This is a genomic window from Citrobacter sp. RHB20-C16 (genome assembly GCF_013890155.1).
Classification (GTDB): Bacteria; Pseudomonadota; Gammaproteobacteria; order Enterobacterales; family Enterobacteriaceae; genus Citrobacter_A; species Citrobacter_A amalonaticus.
The window spans coordinates 2,799,743-2,820,713 of sequence record NZ_CP057630.1 but is presented as its reverse complement, the minus strand read 5'-3'; the positions used below and the strand labels follow the sequence as shown (position 1 = coordinate 2,820,713).

Annotated in this window: 20 protein-coding genes; 10 read left to right on the top strand and 10 right to left on the bottom strand. The window is 54.5% G+C overall.

What is annotated here, in order from left to right; genetic code table 11:
* Window positions 1–275 precede the first annotated feature (275 nt).
* The 4 genes from HVX64_RS13495 to rlmA all read left to right on the top strand — a co-directional run bounded on the left by HVX64_RS13495 (window position 276) and on the right by rlmA (window position 3,480).
* On the top strand, window positions 276–419 hold the full coding sequence (locus HVX64_RS13495; RefSeq protein ID WP_043000402.1) for a DUF2627 domain-containing protein: 144 nt from the start codon (window positions 276–278) through the stop codon (window positions 417–419).
* Window positions 420–431: 12 nt separating this feature from the next.
* Window positions 432–641 carry a transcription antiterminator/RNA stability regulator CspE gene (cspE, locus tag HVX64_RS13490; protein ID WP_001062678.1) on the top strand — a complete coding sequence of 70 codons (210 nt, stop codon included), beginning with the start codon at window positions 432–434 and terminating at the stop codon, window positions 639–641.
* Window positions 642–861: 220 nt separating this feature from the next.
* Window positions 862–2,607, top strand: coding sequence for a peptidoglycan glycosyltransferase FtsI (gene ftsI, locus HVX64_RS13485; RefSeq protein ID WP_044257813.1), 1,746 nt, complete (start codon window positions 862–864; stop codon window positions 2,605–2,607).
* A 63-nt stretch (window positions 2,608–2,670) separates the two neighbouring features.
* Window positions 2,671–3,480: a 23S rRNA (guanine(745)-N(1))-methyltransferase gene (rlmA, locus tag HVX64_RS13480; protein ID WP_043000403.1), complete on the top strand. Its 810-nt coding sequence runs from the start codon at window positions 2,671–2,673 to the stop codon at window positions 3,478–3,480.
* On the opposite strand, the gene mntP is transcribed toward rlmA, so the two are convergent.
* The 5 genes from mntP to manX all read right to left on the bottom strand — a co-directional run bounded on the left by mntP (window position 3,477) and on the right by manX (window position 7,672).
* Complete coding sequence (gene mntP / locus HVX64_RS13475) at window positions 3,477–4,043, bottom strand: manganese efflux pump MntP (RefSeq protein ID WP_043001909.1); 567 nt, start codon at window positions 4,041–4,043, stop codon at window positions 3,477–3,479. The two genes, rlmA and mntP, sit on opposite strands and share 4 nt — an antisense overlap.
* Before the next feature lie 417 nt (window positions 4,044–4,460).
* On the bottom strand, window positions 4,461–4,919 hold the full coding sequence (locus HVX64_RS13470) for a DUF986 family protein (RefSeq protein ID WP_043000404.1): 459 nt from the start codon (window positions 4,917–4,919) through the stop codon (window positions 4,461–4,463).
* Window positions 4,920–4,980: 61 nt separating this feature from the next.
* Window positions 4,981–5,832: a PTS mannose transporter subunit IID gene (locus HVX64_RS13465; RefSeq protein ID WP_043000405.1), complete on the bottom strand. Its 852-nt coding sequence runs from the start codon at window positions 5,830–5,832 to the stop codon at window positions 4,981–4,983.
* A gap of 12 nt (window positions 5,833–5,844) precedes the next feature.
* Window positions 5,845–6,645, bottom strand: a complete 801-nt coding sequence (locus HVX64_RS13460; RefSeq protein ID WP_042318487.1) for a PTS mannose/fructose/sorbose transporter subunit IIC — start codon at window positions 6,643–6,645, stop codon at window positions 5,845–5,847.
* A 58-nt stretch (window positions 6,646–6,703) separates the two neighbouring features.
* Complete coding sequence (manX, locus tag HVX64_RS13455; protein ID WP_043000406.1) at window positions 6,704–7,672, bottom strand: PTS mannose transporter subunit IIAB; 969 nt, start codon at window positions 7,670–7,672, stop codon at window positions 6,704–6,706.
* Between the two features lie 442 nt (window positions 7,673–8,114).
* Between manX and yoaE the strand changes: the two genes are divergently transcribed.
* On the top strand, window positions 8,115–9,674 hold the full coding sequence (gene yoaE, locus HVX64_RS13450) for a CNNM family cation transport protein YoaE (RefSeq protein ID WP_043000408.1): 1,560 nt from the start codon (window positions 8,115–8,117) through the stop codon (window positions 9,672–9,674).
* Window positions 9,675–9,680: 6 nt separating this feature from the next.
* On the opposite strand, the gene HVX64_RS13445 is transcribed toward yoaE, so the two are convergent.
* The 4 genes from HVX64_RS13445 to pabB all read right to left on the bottom strand — a co-directional run bounded on the left by HVX64_RS13445 (window position 9,681) and on the right by pabB (window position 14,924).
* Window positions 9,681–11,279, bottom strand: a complete 1,599-nt coding sequence (locus HVX64_RS13445) for an EAL domain-containing protein (RefSeq protein WP_044257643.1) — start codon at window positions 11,277–11,279, stop codon at window positions 9,681–9,683.
* 151 nt (window positions 11,280–11,430) lie between these two features.
* Window positions 11,431–12,795, bottom strand: coding sequence for an L-serine ammonia-lyase (gene sdaA, locus HVX64_RS13440; protein ID WP_044257644.1), 1,365 nt, complete (start codon window positions 12,793–12,795; stop codon window positions 11,431–11,433).
* Window positions 12,796–12,980: 185 nt separating this feature from the next.
* The gene (locus HVX64_RS13435) at window positions 12,981–13,559 is read right to left on the bottom strand and encodes a CoA pyrophosphatase (RefSeq protein ID WP_043000411.1); all 579 of its coding nucleotides are present in this window, start codon (window positions 13,557–13,559) and stop codon (window positions 12,981–12,983) included.
* 3 nt (window positions 13,560–13,562) lie between these two features.
* Entirely contained in the window at window positions 13,563–14,924 is a 1,362-nt protein-coding gene (pabB, locus tag HVX64_RS13430; RefSeq protein WP_099433095.1) for an aminodeoxychorismate synthase component 1, read from the bottom strand.
* A 73-nt stretch (window positions 14,925–14,997) separates the two neighbouring features.
* Here pabB and HVX64_RS13425 point away from each other — a divergent pair, with 73 nt between their 5' ends.
* Window positions 14,998–15,177: a YoaH family protein gene (locus tag HVX64_RS13425; protein WP_044257646.1), complete on the top strand. Its 180-nt coding sequence runs from the start codon at window positions 14,998–15,000 to the stop codon at window positions 15,175–15,177.
* 7 nt (window positions 15,178–15,184) lie between these two features.
* Here the strand turns inward: HVX64_RS13425 and HVX64_RS13420 are convergent, their stop codons facing one another.
* On the bottom strand, window positions 15,185–15,529 hold the full coding sequence (locus tag HVX64_RS13420) for a RidA family protein (protein WP_043000414.1): 345 nt from the start codon (window positions 15,527–15,529) through the stop codon (window positions 15,185–15,187).
* A gap of 129 nt (window positions 15,530–15,658) precedes the next feature.
* Between HVX64_RS13420 and HVX64_RS13415 the strand changes: the two genes are divergently transcribed.
* The 4 genes from HVX64_RS13415 to fadD all read left to right on the top strand — a co-directional run bounded on the left by HVX64_RS13415 (window position 15,659) and on the right by fadD (window position 20,853).
* A complete protein-coding gene (locus HVX64_RS13415) occupies window positions 15,659–17,569 on the top strand; it encodes an ATP-dependent DNA helicase (protein ID WP_044257647.1) in 1,911 nt (636 codons plus the stop codon).
* Between the two features lie 57 nt (window positions 17,570–17,626).
* Window positions 17,627–18,322, top strand: a complete 696-nt coding sequence (tsaB, locus tag HVX64_RS13410; RefSeq protein ID WP_044257648.1) for a tRNA (adenosine(37)-N6)-threonylcarbamoyltransferase complex dimerization subunit type 1 TsaB — start codon at window positions 17,627–17,629, stop codon at window positions 18,320–18,322.
* 59 nt (window positions 18,323–18,381) lie between these two features.
* The gene (locus HVX64_RS13405) at window positions 18,382–18,963 is read left to right on the top strand and encodes a Slp family lipoprotein (protein WP_044264737.1); all 582 of its coding nucleotides are present in this window, start codon (window positions 18,382–18,384) and stop codon (window positions 18,961–18,963) included.
* 204 nt (window positions 18,964–19,167) lie between these two features.
* On the top strand, window positions 19,168–20,853 hold the full coding sequence (fadD, locus tag HVX64_RS13400; protein WP_061070023.1) for a long-chain-fatty-acid--CoA ligase FadD: 1,686 nt from the start codon (window positions 19,168–19,170) through the stop codon (window positions 20,851–20,853).
* Window positions 20,854–20,971: the final 118 nt, after the last annotated feature.

Sequence of the window (20,971 nt, the reverse complement as noted above, 5' to 3'; positions counted from 1 at the left end):
AACCGCAGATCGCTACGTTTTGACATCGCAACGATCTGGAAGTCGCGAAATTATTGAGCTATGGTTGAAAAGATCCCGCCGCGCTGCGGGTCTGGTAAGGGCTCAGCGAGCGCGCGGGAATATATCGGCTTGAGGATTGACGCATAACTGTGCAGATACTCTGTATCGACTGGCGAGATTTGTGCGACCGATCGAGACACGTTTAAAAATGGCTTGCCATAATTAACGTTGTATGTGATAACACGTTTTGGGTTAAACGAGGTACAGTTCTGTTTATGTGTGGCATTTTCAGTAAAGAAGTCCTGAGTAAACACGTTGTCGTTGAATACCGCTTCTCTGCCGAGCCTTATATTAGTGCCTCAAGCAGTAATGTCTCAGTTTTATCTATGTTATGCCTGCGGGCGAAGAAAACACTCTAAGGAATTTTGCAAATGGCAAAGATTAAAGGTCAAGTTAAGTGGTTCAACGAGTCTAAAGGTTTTGGCTTTATTACTCCGGCTGATGGCAGCAAAGACGTGTTCGTACACTTCTCCGCTATCCAGGGTAATGGCTTCAAAACTCTGGCTGAAGGCCAGAACGTTGAGTTCGAAATTCAGGACGGCCAGAAAGGTCCGGCTGCTGTTAACGTAACAGCTATCTGATCGACACCACTGATTTGAAGCGCATCTGCGCATCAACCTCAGATTTAAAGCCTCGCTGATGCGGGGCTTTTTCATTCATCTTCCTTCAAAGTATGTCTGAATGCCTCCTCCGTTAGCGCTTTGTTGCAAAGCCGTGATGTTATTAGCATAGTTTTCACAGCTTTCCCGCCGTTATTCCCGTTAAATCAGTCACCTGAATATCATGTTTGCCGGAGAACAGGTGAAAAAGAAAAATGATGGTACGGTGCGAAGTTTCACACCGCTGCGTTTTGCGCTGCTTTGTATCGCCATATTGCTGAGCCTGGGACTGTTGCTAGGGCGCGTTGCCTGGTTGCAGATTGTCGAACCCGACCGTCTGGTCAAACAAGAAGATATGCGCTCATTGCGTGAAGTCACCACGGCATCGCCGCGTGGAATGATCACCGATCGGCAGGGGCGACCGCTGGCGGTCAGCGTACCGGTGAATGCGGTGTGGGCTGACCCCCACACGTTATTGAGCAAAGGAGGCGTAGGCGACAACGAACGCTGGCAGGCGCTGGCCAACACGCTACATCTTTCACTCACGAACCTGGCGGCGCGCGTTAACCACGATCCGTCGGCAAGGTTTATCTATCTTGCGCGTCAGGTCTCTCCTCAACAGGCGCAGTGGATCGATAAGCTGAACCTGCCCGGCATCAATTTGCGCGAAGAGTCCCGGCGCTTTTATCCGGCAGGACATGTCGCGGCGAATCTGATTGGTTTCACCAATATCGACGGGCAGGGCATTGAAGGGGTTGAGAAAAGTTTTAACGCACAGTTAATCGGAAAGCCGGGCTCCCGCCTGGTCCGCAAAGATAAATTCGGTCACGTGATTGAAAACATCACGGAAGTTAATCCTGTGCCAGCGCATGAACTACAACTCAGCATTGATGAGCGGCTGCAGACCGTCACCGAGGATGCGCTGGACAATGCGGTTAGCTGGAACAAAGCGGAATCCGGCGCCGCCGTGCTGGTGAACGTTGCCACTGGCGAGATCCTGGCGATGGCCAGCTTCCCCGATTTTAACCCCAACAATCGTGATGGTGCGGTGCTTGATGATTTTCGCAATCGTGCGATTAGCGATACTTTCGAGCCGGGCTCGACGGTGAAACCGCTGGTTATCATGACGGCGCTTGAGCAAGGGATTGTCCAGCCTGATAGCGTGATCGACACGCATCCGTTTTACCTCGACGGGCATCGGATTCGCGATGTGGGCTTTTATCCGGAACTGACGCTGACCGGCATTTTGCAAAAATCGAGTGACACCGGGGTCTCGCATCTTTCATTAGCGATGCCCGTCCAGCGTGTCGTCGATACCTATCGCCGCTTTGGCTTTGGTCAACCCACGGAGCTGGGACTCACCGGTGAGAGTCAGGGGGTGATGCCGCAACGTCGTTACTGGAGCGATCTGGATCGCGCGACCTTTGCCTTTGGCTACGGCCTGATGGTGACGCCGCTGCAACTGGCGCACGTCTATGCCACGATTGGCAGTTTTGGCCTGTACCGACCACTCTCTATCACGCGCATCGACCCGCCCGTTATCGGCAAGCGCGTCATGTCGGAAGCGCTGGTCAGACAGGTGGCGCACATGATGGAAAGCGTCGCCCTGCCGGGGGGCGGCGGGACGAAGGCGGCGGTCCGGGATTATCGCGTGGCGGTTAAAACCGGGACGGCGAAGAAGATCGGCGCTGACGGTAAATACGTTGATAAATATGTGGCTTACACCGCAGGGGTGGCACCGGCAAGCAACCCGAAGTTTGCGCTGGTGGTAGTGATCAACGATCCGCAGAACGGGGCCTATTACGGTGGCGCGGTGTCGGCACCGGTTTTCAGCCAGATAATGGGCGATGTGCTGCGACTGGAAAACGTCAAACCGGATGGGATGCCCGCCGACTCCAGCCATTTGCTGGTGATGCAGAGCAATTCGCCGACACACTCCACGCGCTAAGTGATTCTCCCGGGGCGTAAATCGCGTTACACTTGCGCCCTGAATTTACCTGCCGGAGTTGTTATGTCGTTTTCCTGTCCACTTTGTCACCAGCCCCTTGCGCACGTTAATAACAGTTTTATCTGTCCGCAGCGGCATCAGTTTGATGTGGCAAAAGAGGGATACGTTAACCTGTTGCCGGTACAGCATAAGCGTTCACGCGATCCGGGCGACAGCGCGGAGATGATGCAGGCACGGCGTGCGTTTCTGGATGCCGGACATTATCAACCCTTGCGTGATGCTATTGTTGAGCAGCTTTCCGCGCGTCTCGACGCGTCGGCAACCTCGATTCTTGATATCGGCTGTGGGGAAGGGTATTACACTCATGCCTTTGCCGATGCGTTGCCGACGGCGACCACCTATGGACTGGACGTGGCGAAAGTGGCCATTAAAGCGGCGGCCAGACGCTATCCGCAGGTGACATTCTGCGTCGCCTCGAGCCATCGTTTGCCGTTTGCAGATGCAAGCCAGGACGCCATTGTGCGGATTTACGCGCCGTGTAAAGCGCAAGAGCTGGCGCGCGTGGTCAAACCGCAGGGGGGGGTGATGACGGCAACGCCGGGACCGCGCCATTTAATGGAGCTGAAAGGGTTGATTTACGATGAGGTCCGACTCCATGCGCCGCATGCTGAGCAACTGGAAGGGTTCACCCTGCTGGAGGATATCGCACTGGCGTATCCGATGCGCCTGAACGGAAAGGAAGCGGTAGCGCTATTGCAGATGACGCCTTTTGCCTGGCGGGCAAAGCCGGAGGTCTGGGAACGTCTGGCGAGTACAGAAGTGTTTAACTGCCAGACAGATTTTCGTCTTCACCTCTGGCAGCGTGCGGATTAACCGTGAAAGTGCGTCCAGAGGATCTGGACGCCGATACCGATCAGTACCACCCCGCCCAGAATTTCAGCCCGTTTGCCAAGCAGCGGGCCAATGAAGCGACCAACCATCATTCCCAGTGTGGACATGATAAGCGTGGCACAGCCAATAGCCAGTGCCGTCGCGATAATATTGACCTGTAAGAACGCCAGACCCACGCCGACCGCCATAGCGTCGAGGCTAGTGGCGATAGCGGTGGTGACCAGTAACCAGAAACCGTGACGGCGCAGCGGTTCATCATCTTCATTATCCGCGCCGCGAAATCCCTCAATAATCATTCGTCCGCCCAGAAAGACCAGCAGGATGAAAGCAATCCAGTGATTCCATTCCAGCACGAATTTGCTGGCTAACATACCGAGCGCCCAGCCGATTAGCGGCGTTAATGTTTCAACTGCGCCGAAGATTAAACCGGTACGCAGGGCTTCAGAGAATTTGGGTTTATGCAGGGTAGCGCCTTTGCCAATTGATGCGGCAAAAGCATCCATCGACATGCCAAAAGCGAGAATAATAGTGGCGGTGATATTCATGACAGCGTCCTGACCGGGGTTTCCATAAAACACACCACTGCCCCCAGTAAACATGCACACCTGAACCCGGGGTTCATACAGTATGCATAGCAGTTGATGTGCCTATGGTCTCGCCTGACTGAAAGAGATTTCAGTCCGTACGTGCCACGTTTTGCAACGAGTATGTTGACACGTACATTTCCGGAGTCTGGAAATCGGCTACTCCCCAAATGACGGCGCAACCTTAACATATTTTGAGAATATAAAACAACAACGGAGAAATATTATTTGATCTCTAATTGAAAACGATTTTCATTTGGGTTTATTGGTAGATAGAACGTTAAAATAAATAACATTTGCGCTGTCGTATTATAGCCTTAGCTATGTTTTTAACTGCAAGTAAATTGCGAAAAATAAAGCCCAGGCTATATCTCTAACTTACTGAGAGGAAACGAGAAGTTTATATATCTTTTCCAGATCGTCGATATTCCGTACACGAATAAGCAGACGCCGTTGCTCTAATTGCATCACCAGAACACCATCTTCCGATAAATTCATCGCTTTAATGCGGTTATATTCTATCCAGACGTTGGCGAAGAAAAATCCATCCTGTTTGAAGAGGATCTTAGGGACCCGGATCCAGAAAATATAAAACCCCATTAAGGCCAGAGCACATAATAACCAGGTGGTGATGATTGCCCCATGGCTGGTGACATTGTTGTAGATAAGAATTGCGATGAGGCCAATGAAGATGATGCTGTCGACGCGGCTTCGGCGCAGCAGGGGAATAGCAAGCAAAGTCGGGCCATTGCGGCGTGGCATGATGAACTGATCGTAAATGGCGTAAGCCAGTAACGCGGCAATAAAGAAAACCAGCACCAGGTCCGTGATAGTCATTGATCCTTGTTCCTCCAGATAAAAAAAGGGGCCTTATAGGCCCCGGTAGTGTACTACAGTCTTACAGACCCAACAGGCCGAGCGCATAACCCGCGATACCGATGACAAAGAAGCCAACGATAATCCACAGCGGGTTGACTTTCTTACGCAGCAGCCACATACAGGCGAAGGTCAGCAGCAGCGGAACCAGACCCGGCATCAACTGGTCGAGAATGGTCTGTACGGTGGTAACACGTGTCTGTCCATCCTGACCGGTGATAGTTGAAACCACCAGTGGGATGTTCACATGCGTCCACTTGTTCACCAACGCCCCCATGACAAACAGGCCGAGGATTGACGCCCCCTCAGTCAGTTTTTGCAGGAAGCCGCCGCCCATATCTTTAACGATATCGACACCTTTGCGATAACCGTAGGCGACACCGTAGTAACGGGTCAGCAGACGGACTGCGTTGAACAGAATGAAGAACAGCAAGGGACCGAGCAGGCTGCCGCTCATCGCGATACCCGCACCTAACGCGGCGAATACCGGACGCACAGTACCCCAGAAAATCGGGTCGCCCACGCCTGCCAACGGGCCCATCAGACCGACTTTGATACCGTTAATGGCACCATCGTCAATTTCTGCCCCGTTAGCACGCTGTTCTTCCATCGCCAGCGTTACGCCGAGCACCGGCGCGGCTACGTACGGATGGGTGTTAAAGAATTCCAGGTGACGCTTGATGGCTTGCTTACGCGCATCATTGTTCTCTGGATACAGGCGACGGATAGCCGGTACCATGGAGAAGCAGAAACCCAGCGCCTGCATACGTTCGAAGTTCCATGAACCCTGAAACAGGTTAGAACGAATGAACACGCCACGAATGTCACTCTGTGTGAGTTTTTTCTCAGTGGTAGTTTTAGTCATATCAACCATTTCGCTCACCTGCTAGTCCAGTTCGTTATCGAGGGAGTTGTCACCCGCAGCCTGTGCTGGTGCACCCGCCACGCGGTTATATTTCGGGCTCAGTTGGATGTAGAGGATGGCCATGACCGCACCAATCACACCCAGAGCAACCAGGTTGAAGTTAGTAAATGCCGCAGTCACGAAGCCGAGGTAGAAGAACGGCATCAGGTAGCCTGCACGCATCATGTTGATAACCATCGCGTAACCGACCACAACGATCATGCCACCGGCGATGTTCAGACCGCCAGTCACCACTTCCGGAATCGCATTCAGCATGCCCTGAACTTCGCTGGTGCCTACGGAAATCGCAACGATAACCGCCGGGATAGCGATACGCATCGCCTGCAGGAACAGGGAAGAGACATGCAGCCAGGAGAGCGCTGTCAGGTTACCGTTTTCCGCCGCTTTATCCGCCGCGTGCTGGAATGCCACGGTGATAGTACGAACGATGATCGTCAGAACCTGGCCTGCTGCAGCCAGCGGAATCGCCAGCGCGATACCGGCACCGATGCTTTGGTGACCCGCAATAACCAGAACGGTAGAGATAATGGACGCCAGTGCGGCATCAGGTGCAACGGCAGCACCGATGTTCATCCAGCCAAGGGCGATCATTTCCAGGGTACCACCGATGATAATACCGGTTTTCATATCCCCGAGAACGGCACCAATCAGCGTACAGGCCACCAGTGGGCGGTGGAACTGAAATTCATCGAGTACCGACTCCATACCCGCGATACATGCGACGATGAACACCAGCACAATCTGAAGAGTGGTAATCTCCATTGTACTTCTCCTATTGCTATAACAGCCTTAAGTGTGAAAGCTCATTCAATGCCAGGGGTTACTTGCCCACTTTGGCAATCAAATCCATCATTTTCAGTTTCTGATCGGTTGACACTTTACGCGCCTCAAGCTCAATACCGCGGGCATTAAGTTTGTTAAAGGCTTCGATGTCTTTCTCATCGACAGAGATGGCGTTGTTGACCTGCGTTTTACCCTGACGGAAAGCCATGCCGCCAATGTTTACGGAGGTGATTTTTACGCCGCCTTCGACAATGCGTTCAACATCGGTCGGATTGGTGAACAGCAGCATTACACGTTCGCCCGCGTATTTCGGGTTGTTGTAAACGCGAATCATCTTGGCAACATCCACCACGTGAGCGGTCACGCCAGGAGGCGCCACCTGCGTCAACAGCGTTTTACGCACGGTGTCTGCCGCCACTTCATCGCTGACTACGATAATGCGGGTCACGTTGGTTTCTTTGGTCCAGCGGGTAGCCACCTGACCATGGATCAAACGGTCATCAATACGGGCAAGACCGATTTGCATATAATCGTTCGGTCCCATTGGTTTTGCCGGAGCCGCGGCTTTGGGGGCCGTTGCGACGGGGGCAGGGGCGGCTTTTTCCACCGGTTTCGCTTTCAGCGCTTTCACGCCTTCGCGACCGGTTTCAACTGCCAGCGCGACCAGTTCATCGAAGCTTGGGTTGTCGTCACGCGCCATCAGCGTTTCGACCAGCATAGGGATGTTCACCCCGGCAATCACTTCATACTGTTCTTTGTCGACGACAATGCGGCTGGCAGCGTTGAACGGACTGCCTCCCCATGTATCGACGAGAAACAGCACGCCGTTACTGGTATCGAGTTTTGCCAACTGAGCGTTGTACTTTTCAATCAGCGTTTCGGCATTTTCGCCGGGCACGAAATCGATCCAGCCGACGTTTTCCTGCTCGCCTAACAGCATTTCTGCTGTCTTGAGTAACTGCTCTGCAGCCCAACCATGTGTGCCTATAACAATAGCAATGGTCACTTGCTACCTCCTTTATTATCGTTAACACATCAACGTGAGAGATGTATTTGAATCGCCGTCCGCAACAGAATCGATTCAGATAAGGGTTACAATGGAAAACATATGATGTCCGTGAATTATTTTAGATATCGAAAAAAATATTTTATGTGATGAAGATCCGTAATTTAGTTTTCGGCAATGAGAAATTTCGTAGAGTAAAATATCCCTGTTACAACACTTTGCAAAGGAAGGTAAATCTTTGCCAAAAACAGGTTGCCTCTGTTATGTTTACGTTCTGTTTAACTAACCAGGAGTATAGGGCACTAGCCCGCTGTATGGATCGTCACCGACGTCATTTCACTTTCAGGCCGCATCGCGCCTGCCAGTCTGGCATGTCTTGCCACACGTTTTATCTGCACTGTGTTTTATCGCCTGTTAACCATTCCTTAAGCAGGAGCTTGTCATGGAATTCTTAATGGACCCCTCGATTTGGGCGGGTTTGCTCACGCTTGTCGTCCTGGAAATTGTCCTGGGTATCGATAACCTGGTTTTTATTGCGATTCTTGCGGATAAGCTGCCGCCGAAGCAGCGTGACAAAGCGCGTCTGATTGGTTTATCCCTGGCGCTCGTGATGCGTCTGGCCTTGCTGTCTATTATTTCGTGGATGGTCACCCTGACCCAACCGCTGTTCACCGTCATGGATTTCACTTTCTCCGGTCGCGATCTGATCATGCTGCTGGGGGGGATCTTTCTGTTGTTTAAAGCCACGACGGAACTTCATGAACGGCTGGAAAACCGCGAACACGATTCCGGGCATGGTAAAGGTTATGCCAGTTTCTGGGTGGTCGTGACGCAGATCGTTATCCTGGATGCGGTATTCTCGCTGGATGCGGTGATTACTGCCGTCGGTATGGTGAACCATCTGCCTGTGATGATGGCGGCGGTTGTGATCGCGATGGCGGTGATGCTGCTGGCATCCAAGCCGCTGACGCGTTTCGTCAACCAACATCCGACGGTGGTGGTGCTCTGTCTGAGCTTCCTGCTGATGATTGGTCTGAGCCTGGTCGCCGAAGGTTTTGGTTTCCATATTCCGAAAGGCTACCTGTACGCCGCGATTGGCTTCTCGATCATTATCGAAGTGTTTAATCAGATTGCGCGTCGCAACTTTATTCGCCATCAGTCAACACTGCCGCTGCGTGCGCGCACGGCTGACGCGATCCTGCGTCTGATGGGGGGTAAACGTCAGGCGGCGGTAGCGCATGAATCCGACAGCCAGGCCGCCGTTCCGATCCCGGAAGGGGCATTTGCGGAAGAAGAACGCTATATGATTAACGGCGTGCTGACGCTGGCACAGCGCTCGCTGCGCGGCATCATGACTCCGCGCGGTGAAATCAGCTGGGTGGATGCTAATCTGAGCGTTGATGAGATCCGCGAGCAGTTGCTCTCCTCGCCGCACAGCCTGTTCCCGGTGTGTCGTGGCGAATTGGATGAGATCATCGGTATCGTGCGGGCGAAAGAGCTGCTGGTGGCGCTGGAAGAGGGCGTTGACGTCGCGGCTATTGCGTCGGCTACACCGGCTATCGTGGTGCCGGAAACGCTGGACCCTATCAACCTGTTGGGTGTCCTGCGTCGTGCACGCGGTAGCTTTGTTATCGTCACCAACGAATTTGGCGTGGTGCAGGGGCTGGTTACGCCGCTGGATGTCCTTGAAGCCATTGCCGGTGAGTTCCCGGATGCTGATGAAACGCCGGAAATTACCGTTGACGGCGAAGGCTGGTTAGTCAAAGGCGGCACCGATCTGCATGCCCTGCAACAGGCGCTGGCGGTGGATAACCTGGTTGATGAAGACGAAGACATCGCCACGGTCGCGGGACTGGTGATTGCGGCTAAGGGTCACATTCCCCGTACGGGCGATGTGATCGAGGTTCCTCCGCTGAGCATTACCATTGTCGACGCTAATGACTACCGCGTGGATCTGGTGCGAATTGTTAAAGAACAACCTGCGCAAGAAGAAGAGGAATAATCCTCTCTAACGCAGGGGCATAACGGGCGCGATGCGTCCGTTATGCCTGGGCGGCGGCGGGTGACTGCCCGCCAGCCACTGCGGAAAATCGCGCAGCGGCATCGGCTTCGCAAATAAAAATCCCTGCAGTAAATCCACACCGTGGCGACGCAGATGCTGCGCCTGCTCCTGCGTTTCAACCCCCTCCGCGACCAGTTCGATATTTAGTCGTTGCCCAAGGGCGATGATGATGTCGGTCACCGTTGAATTGACCGCATCAGTACCAATCGCATGGGTAAAGGACTTATCAATTTTCAGAATGTCAGGGCGCAACTTTTCCAGCCATGACAACGAACTGTTGCCGGTTCCAAAATCATCGATCGCCAGCTTGATGTTTTGCCGTTGCAACGCGTGAACGATTCGGTAATCAACATCCTGCAGCGCATCCCGCTCGGTCAGTTCTATCACCAGTTGCTGAATGGGCTGCTGACTGAACCAGTACTGATCGAGATCTTTTAGCAATTCACCCTGCTGAAAATGGCTGGCAGCGACATTAATACCAATATGAAACTGGCTGCTCATGGGGAAAAAATGACGTTGCCGAATGGTTTCCGCTAGCACATAACGCGTCAGTGGTGCGATCTGGTGATGCTCTTCGGCAATCGGGATAAAGACGTCCGGTGAAATCCACCCCTGACGTGGATTATTCCAGCGCAGCAGGATCTCCACCCCCATGCACTGTCCGGTCCGCCCGTTCAGTAGCGGCTGGCAAAAAAGCTCAAATTCGCGCTGTGCCAGCGCGAGGTTAATCTCCCAGGAAAAACTCATTCGACTGGCGGTGGCCAGCCACGCCAGATAGCCCACCAGCAGACTGAGCAATAATGCCAGCGGCAGCTGCGCGGGCAGGGCTTTGAACGCCAGCGCTTCTGCTGCTGGCCCGGTCACACTAATAGTAAAGGGATAGTGCTGTGAGGTGAGTTGATAGCGTTGCTCATCGTTGAGCGCAGGCAGGCGCTGTACTACGCCGCTCCCGTAAATTAAATGTCGGTTGCCGACTGTCAGGCTGGCAGCGGTAATCTGCGGCTTACGCGGTTCCAGCAGCAGCCTGGTAAGCAGGTCGATATTGATAATCTCCAGTATTCCGTCCTTTCCGTCGGGAGAGGCCGGGTACCACTGGACGAGAATCGGGCTGCCTTTAATCAGCAGTGGATCGGTGGACAACAGCAGTTGCGCGTTTGCGGTAGGGAGGTCGGGCTGAAGCTGATGAACCGGGATATTGCGATAGCCAAAGACGCTGGAACAGTACAGTATGCCGCGCTGGACCAGGGCAATTGCGCGTACCGTTTGCAGTCTGGCAGCTTGTTTGCGCAGCGGGAGATGCGTAGCGGAGCAGGGAAGGCCAATCAGTGGTAACAGGATATCGCGGCCATTCTGCAACGGACGTAGTACTTCATCGAGCGTGGCGACCGCCCTGGAGGCAAAGGTAACGGTGTGGTGGTGATTTAAATTGCGCTGTGAAATAAATCGGACGCCCAGGGTCAGGATGAGCGTAATGAGCGCGCAAAGTATGCACAGGATAAAACGTTTACGACGATATTTTTTTATGATCCGTTGTGCTGTCTGCATGCGGGCCGCCTGATAACCGTCAGCCACAAAAGCCAACCGTAACAGAGCAAGTGTAGTGGGGAAATGGCGAGCAGACGAGAAAGGGGGCAAAATTTCGCCCATCCGTTGCAGATGGGCGAGGAAAAAGTATTAGTGTTGCTTGCTGAGGTGTTTAGTCACACTGAACTTTAATCGCCAGGCCGCCGCGTGAGGTTTCGCGGTATTTGGCGTTCATATCCTTACCGGTTTCGTACATCGTTTCGATGACTTTATCCAGTGAGACGCGCGGTGCGCTGGTACGACGCATCGCCATCCGTGCGGCATTGATCGCTTTTACAGAGGCAATTGCATTACGTTCAATGCACGGTACCTGCACCTGACCGGCAACCGGGTCGCAGGTCAGCCCCAGGTTATGCTCCATGCCAATTTCAGCGGCGACACACACCTGCTCCGGGCTCGCGCCCAGCAGTTCCGCAAGACCGGCCGCCGCCATTGAGCAAGCCACGCCCACTTCGCCCTGACAGCCGACTTCCGCTCCCGAAATCGAGGCATTCATCTTATACAACGCGCCGATGGCGCCTGCCGCCAGGAAGTAGCGGGTATAAATATCGGGACTGACGGACTCAATAAAGTGATCGTAGTAGGCCAGAACGGCTGGCACGATACCGCACGCGCCATTGGTTGGCGCGGTGACCACCCGACCGCCTGCCGCGTTCTCTTCGTTGACCGCGAGGGCGAACATGTTCACCCAGTCGATCACATTCATCGGGTCGTTAGAGAGCTTATCGCTTGAAACCAACATCCGACGCAGCGCAGAGGCGCGACGCGGAACGCGCAGTGGACCCGGCAACACGCCTTCGGTATTCATACCGCGATCGATACAGGCCTGCATGGTCTGCCAGACGTGACCGAAGTATTCTTCAATCTCTTTTTTGTCGTGCAAGGCCAGTTCGTTCTGCATCGCCAGTCCGGAAAGGGACAGGCCAGTGTTGTTGCAGTACTCCAGCAACTCGGTTGCAGATTTGAACGGATAAGGAACGCTTACCTCATTTGCCGCATCCTGACCAAAGTGCTCTTCATCGACGATAAAACCGCCGCCGATGGAGTAGTAGGTTTTGCTGTAAACGACGGCATCGCCGTTATACGCATGGATCTGCATGCCGTTTTCGTGCAGCGGCAGGTTGCCGTTATGAAAACGCATGCCGTCGTTTTGGGGGAAATCCACTTCGTGCTGACCGTGCGCCAGCAGCAGGCGACCGCGCGCCTCTACGTCGCGGATGAAACCTGGGATACTATCAATATCCACGGTGGCTGGCTCATTGCCTGCCAGACCCATAATAATGGCGATATCGGTGTGGTGACCTTTACCCGTGAGCGACAGTGAACCATACACGTCGACGGCAACACGAGTAACGCTATCCAGTAATCCTTTTTCGACCAGGTCATCGACGAACTGTTTACCCGCCTTCATAGGCCCTACAGTATGGGAAGATGAGGGACCAATCCCCACCTTAAACATGTCGAATAGACTAATCACGATAATACTCCTGACAGGGTGACTGGAAACTTCCAGAAACGATGTAATAACTGCGCATAGTGTAAGAGGGAACGCGGGGATCGGCTTAACTATTCACATGAATTAAACTAATGGGTAACCGCGTTTTTACTAATGTTGTGACGGGAGTTTCAGGTTGTGTCTTCTGCGCGTAAAGATAAGTATAGTCAGGGCTTCACACCAATTTGTAGCGCCAGTTCACGAATAATTCCGGCGGTCATTCCCCAGACGAAATAATGCTCATACCAGGAAAGCCACACGCGATGCGAATCCCCGCGACGCCAGACATCCAGCGGGTGATAGCGGCCTAAATGCAGCGCCTGCGCCAGCGGCATTTCAAAGACGGCGGAAACCTCGTCTTCGCTGGCGCGGTAAGGCAGATTAGGCGGAATAATGCCCACTACCGGCGTGACCTGGAAGCCGGTCACGCTGTCCACCGGCGGCAGCACGCCGATCACATCAACGGCTTCAGGCGGGATTGCCACTTCTTCTTCGGCTTCACGCAGCGCGGCGGCGATGAGAGAGGCGTCGGTGCTGTCAACCGCGCCGCCGGGGAAGGCCACCTGCCCGGCGTGTTTGCGTAAATGCACCGAACGCTGGGTCAACAGCAGCCCTGGCTGGGGGCGGCGAACCACGGGAATGAGCACGGCGGCCTGGCGCAGGTTCAGCGACTCGCGATTAATCTGCGGGCGCAAAAGTTGGAAGCGCGATAGAAAATCATCCAGCGTCAGGCTCTTGTTTTCCACGTTTCAGTTCTCCAGTTGTTGCAGGATACGATTCACTTTATCAAAGGTTTCCTGATATTCCGCCTGTTCCTCGCTATCGGCAACAATACCGCCGCCAGCGGAACAGTACAGTTGACCGTTCACGGCGGTCAGGGTGCGGATGGTAATGCTGGTATCCATATTGCCGCAGACGCTCAGATAACCGATGCTGCCGCACCAGGCGTTACGACGGTGGGGTTCCAGCTCATCAATAATTTCCATGGCGCGCACTTTCGGTGCCCCGGTAATCGAGCCGCCCGGAAACGCGGCGCGGAGCAGGTCACTGGCATGCCGCGTGGGGGGTAACCGCGCGATCACGGTGCTGACCAGATGATGCACCGCCGGGAAGGGTTCAACCACGAACAGTTCCGGCACCTTCACCGAGCCCGGTACCGCCACGCGACCAATGTCGTTGCGCATCAGATCGACAATCATTACGTTTTCCGCCCGATCCTTTGCTGAGTTCGCCAGTTTCTGCGCCTGTTTCCGGTCTGCCTCTTCCTGCGGCAATCGCGGCAGGGTGCCCTTAATGGGGCGGGTCTGAATGTCGCCATCAGCCAGAAGAATAAACCGTTCAGGCGACAGGCTCAGAATGGCGCCGTCATCCAGGCGTAAAAACGCGCTGAACGGGGCGCGGTTCGCCTGATTGAGCCGCGCGAAGGCCAGCCACTCATCGCCCTGATAAGACGCCTGAAAACGCTGGGCCAGATTGACCTGATAGCAGTCGCCACTGTGCAGATACGCCTGCACCTGGCGGAATTTTTCGCCGTATTGCTCACGCGTCATGTTCGATTGCCAGTCGGTGGTTAACCTGAACGGCACACGCGCAGGAGGTTGCTGGCTTTCCAGCCAGGCGAGTCTGGCGTGGGCGTCCGTGTGGCTGAGTAAGCTCACGGTCTGGCGCTGATGATCGACAATCAGCGCCCAGTCGTAGAGGCCTATCGCCATGTCCGCCAGCGCGATATCCTGCCGGGCATGGCTGGGCAAAGATTCGAAGCGGCGTCCCAGATCGTAGCCAAATAACCCCAGTGCGCCACCCTGGAACGGTAAATCGGCGTTCACTGGCGGCTGAAGATTCAGCGCGGTCAGTGTGCTTTGCAGTACGGCCAGCGGATCGTCATGAGTAAGACGACAGCCTTGCGCATCGCGAATCTGCGTGGTTTCGCCGTGCGTTTTCACGGTGCAAAGCGGATCGGCTACCACAATGTCAAAACGGCTATGTGGGTGATCCGCGTGACCGGAATGCAGCAGCATTGCCCACGGCAGATGGCTTATTGGCGCGAAATACTGTTCGGCGGCGTCCTGACGCCAGGGGAGCGTGATAATAGCGGGAGATAACGTCTTCATTGATCCTGACTGTACTGGCTATGTTCCGGGTTGCATGAAATAATTAGCGCAGACAATTTAGCAGGAGTTAACGATGTTTGCAGGTTTACCTTCACTCAGTCACGAACAGCAACAGAAAGCGGTTGAGCGTATTCAGGAACTGATGTCACAGGGTGTGAGCAGCGGTCAGGCGATTGCGCTGGTGGCCGAAGAGCTGCGCGCCACCCATACCGGTGAGCGGATTGTGGCGCGTTTTGAAGACGAAGACGAGTAGTCCCGGCTTACACCGCGGCGACAATTTTAATCTCAACTTTATATTTCGGGTTCATTAATCCAGCCTGAACCGTACAGCGTACCGGCGCATGACCGGCCACAACCCAGGCGTCCCAGGCTTTGTTCATCGCTGCGAAATCATGCTTATCGGCAAGGAAAATGGTGGCATCAAGAATGCGTGACTTGTTGCTGCCTTGCTGTTCCAGCGCGGCGTCAATCTGTGCCAGCGTGTTGGCGGTCTGCTCGAAGGCATCGGCATCAAGGTTTGCTGGTACGCCAGTGTAGTAGAGCGTGTTGTTGTGGATCACCACGTCAGACCAACGATCTTCGGCATCAATACGGATGATAGTCATAAAGCCTTCCTCTTTTACGTTCTGCATAAAATGGCAAGACTGCCATATTGTCAGGGCGGCGTCACCTCTTCAACTGGCGTAAGCCGCTGCGGCCTGACATAATCCCTGTTCAAATCAACAGGGGGTAGTGTGACGGACGATTTTGCACCAGAAGGTCAACTGGCTAAAGCGATACCGGGTTTCAAACCGCGCGAACCACAGCGGCAGATGGCGATGGCCGTCGCTCAGTCCATCCAAAAATCACAGCCTCTGGTGGTAGAAGCCGGAACGGGGACAGGGAAAACCTACGCCTATCTGGCACCGGCGCTGCGCGCAAAAAAGAAAGTGATTATCTCGACCGGTTCGAAGGCGTTGCAGGATCAGCTATACAGCCGCGATCTGCCAACGGTGGCTAAAGCGCTGAAGTACACCGGAAGGCTGGCCCTGTTGAAAGGACGTTCAAACTATTTATGCCTGGAGCGCCTTGAACAGCAGGCGCTGGCGGGTGGCGATCTGCCTGTTCAGACCTTAAGCGATGTGATCCTGCTGCGCTCGTGGTCGAATCAGACCGAAGATGGCGACATCAGTACCTGTGTCAGCGTAGCCGAGGATTCTCAGGCCTGGCCGCTGGTCACTAGCACAAACGACAACTGCCTCGGCAGCGACTGCCCGTTGTATAAAGACTGTTTTGTGGTGAAAGCACGTAAAAAGGCGATGGACGCGGACGTGGTAGTGGTGAACCATCACCTGTTTCTGGCCGATATGGTGGTCAAAGAGAGCGGTTTCGGTGAGCTGATCCCGGAGGCGGAGGTGATGATTTTCGATGAAGCTCATCAGCTACCGGACATCGCCAGCCAGTATTTTGGCCAGTCGCTCTCCAGTCGTCAGCTGATGGATCTGGCGAAGGACATCACCATTGCCTATCGTACCGAGCTGAAAGACACCCAGCAGTTACAGAAATGCGCCGACCGTCTGGCGCAAAGCGCGCAGGATTTCCGCTTGCAACTGGGTGAGCCGGGATATCGCGGCAACCTGCGTGAACTGCTGGCCGATCAGCGGGTGCAGCGCGCGTTTTTACTGCTCGATGATACGCTGGAGCTGTGTTACGACGTGGCGAAATTATCCCTTGGACGTTCGGCGTTGCTTGATGCCGCGTTTGAGCGCGCTACGTTGTATCGCGCACGTCTCAAACGGTTGAAAGAGATCAACCAGCCCGGTTATAGCTACTGGTACGAATGTACCTCGCGCAATTTTACCCTCGCGCTGACCCCGCTGACGGTGGCGGACAAGTTCAAAGAGGTGATGGCGCAGAAGCCAGGAAGCTGGATTTTCACCTCGGCAACGCTGTCGGTGAATGATGACCTGCATCACTTTACGGCGCGTCTGGGGATTGAAGAAGCGGAATCAATGCTGTTGCCGAGTCCGTTTGATTACACCCGCCAAGCCCTGCTCTGTGTGCCGCGTAATCTGCCACAAACCAATCAACCGGGCGCGGCGCGACAGCTGGCGGCAATGTTAAGACCGATCATCGAAGCGAACAACGGACGCTGCTTTATGCTCTGTACCTCGCATGCGATGATGCGCGATCTGGCGGAGCAGTTCCGCGCTACCATGACGCTTCCGGTGCTGTTGCAGGGTGAAACCAGCAAAGGCCAACTGCTGCAACAGTTCGTCAGCGCGGGTAACGCATTGCTGGTGGCGACCAGCAGCTTCTGGGAAGGGGTGGACGTGCGCGGCGATACGCTGTCGCTGGTGATCATCGACAAACTGCCGTTTACATCGCCAGACGATCCGCTACTGAAGGCACGGATGGAAGACTGTCGTTTACGTGGCGGCGATCCGTTTGATGAGGTGCAACTGCCCGACGCGGTGATTACGCTGAAGCAGGGCGTCGGTCGTTTGATCCGTGATGCCGATGACCGTGGCGTGTTGGTGATTTGTGACAATCGACTGGTGATGCGACCTTATGGCGCGACGTTTCTTGCCAGCCTGCCGCCGGCGCCGCGCACCCGGGATATCGCCCGTGCTGTGCGATTCCTCGCAATACCATCCTCCGAGTAATTTGTTACGGAGTATGGTAAGATGCGGGCCATTTTATTGATCTAAGCACGAAGACTCATGCGAATTCTGGCTATCGATACCGCCACAGAAGCCTGTTCTGTGGCGCTGTGGAACGACGGTACTCACTCTGCTCATTTTGAGCTTTGCCCACGAGAACATACTCAACGCATCCTGCCGATGGTGCAGGATATCCTTGCCGCTAACGGCACCTCTCTGACTGAACTCAATGCGCTGGCCTACGGGCGCGGGCCGGGCAGTTTTACTGGCGTGCGCATCGGAATTGGCATCGCCCAGGGGCTGGCGTTAGGTGCTGACCTGCCGATGATCGGCGTCTCCACGCTGGCGACAATGGCGCAGGGCGCATGGCGTAAAACCGGCGCGACTCGCGTTCTGGCGGCCATTGATGCGCGAATGGGCGAGGTCTACTGGGCCGAGTATCAGCGTGATGAAAAGGGCGTCTGGCACGGTGAAGAAACCGAGGCCGTGTTGAAGCCTGAGCAGGTCACCGAGCGCTTACAACAGCTTTCCGGCGAATGGGTGACTGTCGGGACGGGCTGGCCTGCCTGGCCTGAACTTGGCAAAGAGAGCGGACTGGCGCTGCGCGACGGTGACGTCCTGCTGCCCGCCGCGGAAGATATGTTGCCGATCGCCTGCCAGATGTTGGCTGACGGTAAAACCGTGGCGGTCGAACACGCGGAACCGGTTTATTTACGTAACAACGTGGCCTGGAAGAAACTTCCCGGAAAAGAGTGAATCTCAGTAGTATGACCCGTAAAACATCGGGTTAGCCGTTTGAGAAAAGGAGTCGCAGTATGGCGGTTCAAAAACAAGTTGTGAAAGGCCTGCTCGCGGGCGCCATCGCCCTCATGTTAAGCGGGTGCGTCACGGTTCCGGAGGCGATTAAGGGCTCCAGCCCCACGCCGCAGGACGATCTGGTGCGGGTGATGAATGCCCCGCAGCTGTATGTCGGACAGGAAGCGCGCTTTGGCGGTAAAGTGGTGGAGATTCAAAACCAGCAGGGAAAAACCCGTCTGGAAATTGCCACTGTTCCGCTCGATAGCGGGGCGCGGCCGATTCTGGGCGAACCGTCGCGTGGTCGTATATACGCCAATGTGAATGGCTTCCTCGACCCGGTTGATTTCCGGGGGCAACTGGTGACCGTCGTTGGGCCGATTACGGGTACCGTTGAAGGTAAAGTGGGTAGCACGCCGTACAAATTCATGACCATGGACGTGACGGGCTACAAACGCTGGCGGCTTGCTCAGCAGGTGGTGATGCCACCACAACCGATCGACCCGTGGTTCTACGGCGGGAGAGGCTGGCCGTATGGCTATGGCGGTTGGGGATGGTACAACCCTGGTCCTGCACAGGTTCAAACGATCGTCACAGAGTAACGCGTTGTATTATCAGTAAAAGAAACAGCGGCTGGTCCGCTGTTTCTGTTTTATTAACGTCATAACAAAAATAAATAGTGACGCGCTTCGCAACCTTTCAGTTGAGTAATTAATAAACTGGTACGCTGAGTTAATATTATGTTAACGACTTGTTTATTATCTGGGGTTGAGATGACGACGAACACTCATTTTAGAGGTGATGCAGTGAAGAAGGTTTGGTTAAACCGTTACCCCGCAGATGTGCCTGCGGAGATCAATCCTGACCGTTATCAATCCCTGGTGGAACTGTTTGAACATGCTGTCGCGCGTTATGCCGATCAGCCCGCGTTTATGAACATGGGGGAGGTAATGACCTTCCGCAAGCTGGAGGAGCGTAGCCGCGCCTTCTCAGCTTACCTGCAACAGGGGCTGGGGCTGAAAAAGGGCGACCGCGTCGCGCTGATGATGCCAAACCTGCTGCAATATCCGGTGGCGCTGTTTGGCATTTTGCGTGCCGGGATGATTGTGGTGAACGTCAACCCGCTTTATACCCCGCGTGAACTGGAGCATCAGTTAAACGACAGCGGCGCGGCGGCGATTGTGATTGTCTCCAACTTCGCCCATACCCTGGAAAAAGTGGTTGATAAAACCAGCGTTAAGCACGTCATTCTGACCCGTATGGGCGACCAGCTTTCCACGGCTAAAGGCACGCTGGTGAACTTCGTAGTGAAGTACATCAAACGACTGGTGCCGAAATATCATCTGCCGGATGCGATCTCTTTTCGCAGTGCGCTGCACGCCGGGTACCGTATGCAGTATGTTAAACCGGAAGTGGTTTCTGAGGACCTGGCGTTTTTACAGTACACCGGCGGAACGACCGGAGTGGCGAAAGGGGCGATGCTGACGCATCGCAATATGCTGGCTAACCTGGAGCAGGTGAAAGCCACTTACGGACCGCTTTTGCATCCGGGTAAAGAACTGGTGGTGACCGCGTTGCCGCTGTACCACATTTTTGCCCTGACCATGAACTGCCTGCTGTTTATCGAGCTGGGAGGGCAGAACCTGCTGATCACCAACCCGCGCGACATTCCGGGGCTGGTTAAAGAGCTGGCGAAGTATCCGTTTACCGCGATGACCGGCGTGAACACTTTGTTTAACGCCTTGCTGAACAATAAAGAGTTCCAGCAACTGGATTTCTCTTCGTTGCATCTTTCTGCGGGCGGCGGCATGCCAGTGCAACAGGCGGTGGCAGAACGCTGGGTAAAACTGACAGGACAGTATCTGCTTGAAGGGTATGGCCTGACCGAATGCGCGCCGCTGGTCAGCGTTAACCCGCACGATATTGATTATCACAGCGGCAGCATCGGCCTGCCAGTGCCATCGACCGAAGCCAAACTGGTGGACGATGACGACAACGAAGTGTCACCGGATCAGCCGGGTGAACTGTGCGTGAAAGGGCCGCAGGTGATGCTGGGCTACTGGCAGCGTCCTGATGCGACTGATGAAATCATCAAAGACGGCTGGCTACACACCGGTGATATCGCAGTCATGGACGATGAAGGCTTCCTGCGCATTGTCGATCGTAAGAAAGATATGATTCTGGTCTCCGGCTTTAACGTTTATCCGAACGAGATCGAAGATGTGGTGATGCAGCATCCGGGCGTGCTGGAAGTGGCTGCCGTCGGTGTTCCGTCCGGCAGCAGCGGCGAAGCGGTGAAGATTTTTGTGGTGAAAAAAGAGGCTTCACTCACCGAAGAGGCGCTGGTCACTTTCTGCCGCCGTCAGCTCACGGGCTATAAAGTCCCGAAACTGGTTGAATTCCGCGATGAACTGCCGAAATCAAACGTCGGCAAAATTTTACGTCGAGAATTACGTGACGAAGCCCGTGCCAAAGTGGACAATAAGGGCTGAGCGTTAAGCAACACGTCAAACGCCGGGTGAATCCGGCGTGAGAGTGATCGCAAACCTTATGCCGATACCGGACAAGCCGAGATCACCTTATTAAAACCAGGAAAATCAATTTATTGAT